Raw genomic sequence first — 6,555 nt, 5'->3', positions numbered from 1 at the left:
TTCATCTTCAAGTTTAATAAGATGGCTTGTTATTTGATTTTTTGCTAAATGAGATAACCATTCTGATAGATTGTCATAAATTTGTGCAAATAATTCTTCAACAGACGATTCTTTCTGTTTAAGTAAGTTAATTATCTCCTGCTCTCTATCTGCTCTATGCACAATCAAGCCTGTTAATTTCTCCTGAGTTTTAGTAATTGGGTCACCCTGCCCTGGAAATATCACTTTAGGTTCAATTTTAATAAAATTTTCAATCGTTTCAAGATAATCAGCTATTTTCCCGTCTTCCGGATTAATGACAGATGTACCTTTTCCCATAACAGTATCCCCCGGAAAAAGATATTTATTTTCTTTTTCAAAAACAGCTAAAGTACCTGACGTGTGTCCAGGAGTTTTTATTACTGATATTTCAAAATTACCAAGATCAATATCAAAATTATCATCTATTTCTATATCAACTTTATAATTTTCAAAATAATCATTAATATATGGGGCTTCTATCTCAGTAGAAATAATAGCTGCATCATTGTGCCTTTTTACAAATTCTGCATTTCCCCAATGAGGTGGATGTCGATGAGTTATGATTATATATTTTAATGAAGCGCAACCTAACTGATCAATGTAACTTATTATTCGTTCTGATTGTTCATCACTTTTCCATCCAGTATCAATTAAAACAGACCCTGTGATACCAGTTACCAAATAAGCATTAGTAATTCCCTGCCCTGTTTTATTTTCAGATACAATATTATGTATGTTTGGATAGATTTCCATAAGTTTAATTGTTATATATTAGTTGTAAAATAGTATATTAAAAATATTAATAGTATTAAAAGGATAGAATATGTATAAGAACAAAACTAAAGAAAAACTTAAGAATAATCAAGCTGTATTTGGATATATTTGCAATATTCCTGCCGCTTCTATATCAGAAATAGCAGGTCAAGCAAATTTAGATTTCATAGTTATAGATTGTGAACATGGACCAATGAATGAAGAGATCGCAGAAAATATGATCAGAGCTGCTGAAGTTGTCGGGATAACTCCTCTTGTTCGAGTACCTTCAAATGAGCCACATATAATACTTCGTTATATGGACCGAGGTGCTGCAGGAGTAATCGTTCCACATATAAATACTAAAGAAGAAGCAATTAGGGTTGTAAATTCTGTAAAATATGCACCTTTAGGGAAACGTGGATTTGCACCCGGTAGATGGACGTTAAATATTGAAGGAGACCCCTTTGAATTTGCTAATAACGAAACTCTTGTAATTTGTATGGTAGAAGATCTAGTTGGCATTCAAAATCTCGATGAAATATTGTCTGTTGAAGGATTGGATATCATTCATATTGGCGCTGGTGATATAGCCCAAGAAATGGGCTTTATCGGGGATACCAAAAACCCTCAGGTTGTCAATACTATTCATGAAATGATTCAAAAAATTTACAACAGTGGGAAAACTGCTGGGACTGGAGGTATACAAGTTACTGATTATGAAAATATCAACAAAACCATCGAACTTGGAGCCAGATTCTTAACTTTATCTACCTCTGGATTACTATTACAAGGGACAAAAACTTTTCTCTCCAATATAAAGTAATAGTATCCAAAGATAATTAAATAAAGTTCTATTGATTTTGTTGAGCGATTTTCAAAACTCTATCAGCTAACTCTTTACTAGGTTCAACAATTCCTGCATCAACATCTTTCATAACTTCAACTATGGCGTTGTGGTAAGGTGTCTGAATATTAGTTTCGATTCCTTTTTCTACGATCAAGCCATTCATCTGTTCAACTTCTGATTTTCTTTTTTTATAAACATCTTGCGCCATTGATGCGAGCCAATTTACTCGACTTGTGGCACTGCTAGCAATATGTTCATCTAATTCTTCATATGTCTCTGGATTATCTGCATCAGCCCAAATATCTGCTGATTTACTATTAACATTAAGTATATTTAAACCTTGAGCTAAACCAACTTTAGTACCTTCTTTTGCCAAATGTATTCTTATATGTCGAATAGTTGGATCGGCAGCCATATCTTGTGACCCCATTTGTGTCATTGCTGAAATAGCATTTCCCATACCATTCATGCACAACTTTGTCCAACGTTCACCCCATAGATTATCTGTAGCGTAACCTAAATCTATAACGTCAAGTTTTTGAGCAATGTATTCAGCGCGTTCTGTAATAGTTCCATCGTGTTCCCCAACTCTAAATACAGTATGACCTCTATCACGACCAGGTATGCCTCCACGATTTACATGACCCGGTTCCCATAAAGCAACCTCAATGTTGGATGCAATGCAACCAAGAGCGTTTTCAGAACCAACAACACTGCCAATAATTGGATCATTCCAACAATTTTGTATTCCTATAAAATATCCGTCATCTTTTACAAATCGTTTTATAAAATGAGTTGCCCACTCTGTATCATAAGATTTCACACAAATAAATGCATAATCAAATTTTTCACGAAGGGATTGAGCTTCTGTTAAGCCAATCGCATTTACAGGAACAGTAAAGTCTCCCTGGCTACCACTTGCTCTCAATCCTTTATCTTTCATAGTTTGGACATGTTCTGGCCACATATCAATCAATGTTATATTTTCTCCACTTTGGGTAAGATAAGCACCTACATAACTACCTACCGCACCACAGCCGATTAAACCTATATTATCATTCATAATTTAACTCCTTAATTACACTCTAATTGATCTGCAAGAGATTCTAAATCAGATGCCCAAATATCTATATCTTTTTCGACATCTTCTACTTCTACACTATATTTTCCAAATTCGTATGGTCTATTTATATATGCTGTAACTAAACCATTACTTTTTGCTGCTAATAAATCAGATTTATGTGCAGCTACCATCATTACTTCTTTAGGATCTAAATCTAATATATTTGCTGCACCTTTATATACTTCATCATCTGGTTTGTAGTGTTTAAATATTTCCGCAGAAAGTATACAAGTCCATGGTAATTTTGCAAATTTAGCCATATTAGTTAACAGACCGACATTACCATTTGAAAGAGTTGCAGTTATAAACTTTGAATTCAATCTAGTAATCCCATTAACTGAATCCTTCCATGGATGTAATCTATGCCAACATTTATTCAAATGAATAATTTCTTCAGAATTTAATGAAATTGAATAACTTTTTATCAAGTCTAATAATATATCCATATGAAGTTCATCTAGTACACGCCATTTTTCGCCATCATTACGGATTTTATCCATTGCTGGTCTATAACCTGCTCGCCAATCATCAACAAATTTAGGCCAATCTATATCAATGTGTTTTTGTTGACCTAGTATTTCGCATTCATCGATAATGCTTGTTCTCCAATCGACAACTGTACCAAACACATCGAAGACCAGAGCTTTTACTTCTTTCTGAAACACATCATGCTCCTCTTTTTGATATAATCTACCAATTATTTAGTATTACTATAAGGCGTATTATGAAAAAACCTATTAAAATCTTAGGAATATCTGGCAGTATTAGGAAAGAATCATACAACACATTACTTATCATGGAAACTCAAAAAATCAGCAAAGATTTGCTTGAAAATGAAATGCATATTTCAATTTATCCTTTAAATAATATCCCTATTTACAATAACGACCTTGAAAGTGATTTTCATTTCCCCAAAGAAGTGGAAAAGTTTAGAGATTTAATTAGAGATTCCGATGCACTTCTGATATCCTCTCCTGAATATAATGGATCGGTCACGGGAGTATTAAAGAACGCATTAGATTGGGCATCAAGAAAAGATAACCATCCTACAAGACCATTAGAAGGTAAAGCTGTTGCAATTATTGGGGCTGGTGGAGGTTCTGGAACAAAAAACTCCCAAAAACACTTGCAAAGTATATTAATCCATACCAAAAGTACAATTATTGATAATACTTATGTAGGTATTGAACATACTTGGAAATATGTTAACAATAATCATATTGATGATAGTAATATTCTAGAAAAATTAACTAAAGTTGCTCAGGATATATATAAGTATTGCTTAAATGAAAAATAATCTGCCAAATCTCAATGACGAAATAATTAATTGCACATTATGTGAACGATTAGTAGATCATAGAAACATGATTTCACGAAAAAAAAGAAAAGCTTTCTTATCGGATAATTATTGGGGAAAACCTGTCCCATCATTTGGTGAAATTGATGCATCAATTTTCATATTAGGTCTGGCTCCAGGAGCACATGGGTCAAATAGAACTGGTAGAATGTTCACTGGAGACAGTAGTGGTAATTTATTGTATCAAACTCTTTTTAATAATGGATTATGTAGTCAACCTGAATCTACAAATATTCAAGATGGTTTAGAGCTTACAGATTGCTATATCTCAGCTGTAGTCAGATGTGTTCCTCCACAAAACAAACCTACACTTTATGAAATTAAAACATGTCAGAGATATTTATTACAAGAGATAAAAATATTAACGAACCTAAAGGTTATTGTAGCTCTAGGGAAAATTGCATTTGATCAATATATAAAAAGTATGAAATTACTAGGAATAACAAGTGACTCAAAACCTCTTTTTGGGCATAATGAAAGATATATTCTAAGTAATGGAATTACCCTTATATCCTCTTACCACCCTAGCCAGCAAAACACATTAACCGGAAGATTAACTCCGGAAATGTTCAATGATGTTTTTAAATTAGCGAAAGCTATTTCATTGCAAAATAAACATTAAATTTTACTATTATTACTATATTCTGAGTTGTATAATTTTATGACTAATAAAAGTAATAATAATCAGAAAAGGAGACTAGATTATGTATACAACCGATATGTATGAAGGAATGATCGCTGAAACTATAACAATGAGTGGGCATGGCGGTACTGAAATTAATGCTTATCTTGCTAAGCCTATTGGTGACGGACCTTTCCCTGGTGTAGTTTTAATTCATCACTTACCTGGTTGGGATGAATTGTACAGAGAATTCACACGAAGATTTGCGCATCATGGATATCAGGCTATTTGTCCTAATTTATATTATAGAGATGGCCACGGTACACCAGAAGATGTAGCTGCTAAAGTACGATCAGTTGGTGGAGTTGCAGACGATCAAGTAATGGGTGATCTTGAAAGTGCAGCAAATTATTTAAAACAACTTTCTGACAATAATGGCAAAACTGCAGTTTTTGGCACATGCTCAGGAGGACGACATGGATTTCTTGCAGGTTGCAGACTTGACGTATTTGACGCTGTCGTTGAATGCTGGGGAGGCAATGTTGTTATGGATGCAGAAAGTTTAACAGAAAAACAACCTGTTTCACCTTCAGATTACACAGCAGATTTGTCTGCCCCATTACTAGGTATTTTTGGAAACGATGACCAAAGCCCTACCCCTGACAAAGTGAATATACATGAAGATCAATTAAAATCAGCCGGCAAAGAATACGAATTCCATCGATATGACGGTGCTGGCCATGGTTTCTTCTATCATGATAGACCAATGTATCGTCAAGAACAGGCAGTTGATGGTTGGAATAAAATATGGGACTTCTTAGGAAGAAAAATTAATTAATTCAAGAACTGGGGTTTTTTATGTGTAGTATGATTTTGGAGAAAGCGACTGTAGAAGGTTGCGGAAAAGGGAATCAAGGTTGGTTTAATTTGAAAGAAGTAAATGTTTACTTTGATCATCCGGACCATGCAGATTTAGAACATGCAATAAATATAGATTTTGTTAATGAAGAATTAGGCATAGATAAACGAGTTGCAGTCGAGTTAAGTCCTGAATCTGCCGTAAAACTCATTAAAGCCATAGAAAATGCTATGGCTAAAGGTGTTTAATACGTGTCAGATAAAAAAAGAAACAACTTAGAAATATTCCATTCTTTTGCAGGTAACATTTTAGATAGAAGCGAAGTTGAGAGAAGAGACCAAAATTGGATTTCTTCTCTCATTTCTAATCCGGAAACTAAATTTCTTTTAGCAAAAAATTTATTATTTCCTGTAGAATCCAAATCAAAAGAACTAGTCTGGCTGACGAAAAAATCATTAAGTCAGATTTCTGATACTATATCTGAAGACCTTTTTTATCTTCTCGGCACAAAAGATAATGTAGGATATTTTGCTCTAGATATAACTAACATTACTGTCAATACACTGGACACTTGGGAATTCCTTGAACCCAGAGAAATAGCTTTATCTGCAAATGAAACCGATGTTGCCATTATGGCACAGGCAAAAAGTCAAATTTATTGGCATAGTAGCCACAGGTATTGTTCAAAATGTGGTTCTTTATCAATACCACAAAAAGGAGGAATTGTTCGAACATGTCAAAGTTGCGAAATGCAACATTTTCCAAGAACAGATCCTGTAGTAATAATGTTGGTTTATAAAGATCAACACTGCTTACTTGGCCAAAACAGACGGCGTGCAAATGGCTTTTATTCGGCATTAGCTGGATTTATGGACCATGCAGAATCTATAGAAGAAGCTGTAAGAAGAGAAGTAAAAGAAGAATCAGGAGTCGATATAAAAAGTGTCATTTGTCATTCTTCACAACCATG

9 protein-coding genes are annotated in these 6,555 nt (G+C 33.9%); 6 read left to right on the top strand and 3 right to left on the bottom strand.

The annotated features are described in order from the left end of the window. A partial coding sequence (locus FI695_00230; GenBank protein MQG50389.1) for an MBL fold metallo-hydrolase occupies positions 1–774 on the bottom strand: 774 nt, incomplete at its 3' end. Positions 775–844: 70 nt separating this feature from the next. On the opposite strand from FI695_00230, the gene FI695_00225 reads away from it, so the two are divergent. After that, positions 845–1,600 (top strand): siderophore biosynthesis protein SbnG, encoded by a 756-nt coding sequence (locus tag FI695_00225; GenBank protein ID MQG50388.1) that lies wholly within the window; start codon positions 845–847, stop codon positions 1,598–1,600. 28 nt (positions 1,601–1,628) lie between these two features. Here FI695_00225 and FI695_00220 read toward each other — a convergent pair whose 3' ends face one another. After that, entirely contained in the window at positions 1,629–2,687 is a 1,059-nt protein-coding gene (locus tag FI695_00220; protein ID MQG50387.1) for a hypothetical protein, read from the bottom strand. Between the two features lie 11 nt (positions 2,688–2,698). Then, positions 2,699–3,412: a haloacid dehalogenase type II gene (locus tag FI695_00215; protein MQG50386.1), complete on the bottom strand. Its 714-nt coding sequence runs from the start codon at positions 3,410–3,412 to the stop codon at positions 2,699–2,701. 59 nt (positions 3,413–3,471) lie between these two features. On the opposite strand from FI695_00215, the gene FI695_00210 reads away from it, so the two are divergent. The 5 genes from FI695_00210 to FI695_00190 all read left to right on the top strand — a co-directional run. Next, positions 3,472–4,044, top strand: coding sequence for an NAD(P)H-dependent oxidoreductase (locus FI695_00210; GenBank protein ID MQG50385.1), 573 nt, complete (start codon positions 3,472–3,474; stop codon positions 4,042–4,044). Further along, positions 4,034–4,726: a uracil-DNA glycosylase gene (locus tag FI695_00205; protein MQG50384.1), complete on the top strand. Its 693-nt coding sequence runs from the start codon at positions 4,034–4,036 to the stop codon at positions 4,724–4,726. The genes FI695_00210 and FI695_00205 overlap by 11 nt, the downstream gene beginning before the upstream one ends. A gap of 97 nt (positions 4,727–4,823) precedes the next feature. After that, positions 4,824–5,564: a dienelactone hydrolase family protein gene (locus FI695_00200; protein MQG50383.1), complete on the top strand. Its 741-nt coding sequence runs from the start codon at positions 4,824–4,826 to the stop codon at positions 5,562–5,564. Between the two features lie 20 nt (positions 5,565–5,584). Further along, positions 5,585–5,833 (top strand): hypothetical protein, encoded by a 249-nt coding sequence (locus FI695_00195; GenBank protein ID MQG50382.1) that lies wholly within the window; start codon positions 5,585–5,587, stop codon positions 5,831–5,833. Between the two features lie 3 nt (positions 5,834–5,836). Continuing rightward, positions 5,837–6,555: NUDIX domain-containing protein (locus FI695_00190; protein ID MQG50381.1), on the top strand; the 719-nt coding region annotated here is incomplete at its 3' end.

This window comes from SAR202 cluster bacterium, assembly GCA_009392515.1.
Taxonomy (GTDB): Bacteria; Chloroflexota; Dehalococcoidia; order Lucifugimonadales; family UBA6952; genus UBA6952.
The sequence above is the reverse complement of the archived record's forward strand: the minus strand, read 5'-3'. Positions and strand labels throughout refer to the sequence as shown.

Excerpts from the sequence above, each read along its gene's own strand:
- FI695_00225 (MQG50388.1), top strand. The coding sequence starts at position 845 with ATGTATAAGAACAAAACTAAAGAAAAACTTAAGAATAATCAAGCTGTA.
- FI695_00220 (MQG50387.1), bottom strand. The coding sequence starts at position 2,687 with ATGAATGATAATATAGGTTTAATCGGCTGTGGTGCGGTAGGTAGTTAT.
- FI695_00210 (MQG50385.1), top strand. The coding sequence starts at position 3,472 with ATGAAAAAACCTATTAAAATCTTAGGAATATCTGGCAGTATTAGGAAA.
- FI695_00205 (MQG50384.1), top strand. The coding sequence starts at position 4,034 with ATGAAAAATAATCTGCCAAATCTCAATGACGAAATAATTAATTGCACA.
- FI695_00200 (MQG50383.1), top strand. The coding sequence starts at position 4,824 with ATGTATGAAGGAATGATCGCTGAAACTATAACAATGAGTGGGCATGGC.
- FI695_00195 (MQG50382.1), top strand. The coding sequence starts at position 5,585 with ATGTGTAGTATGATTTTGGAGAAAGCGACTGTAGAAGGTTGCGGAAAA.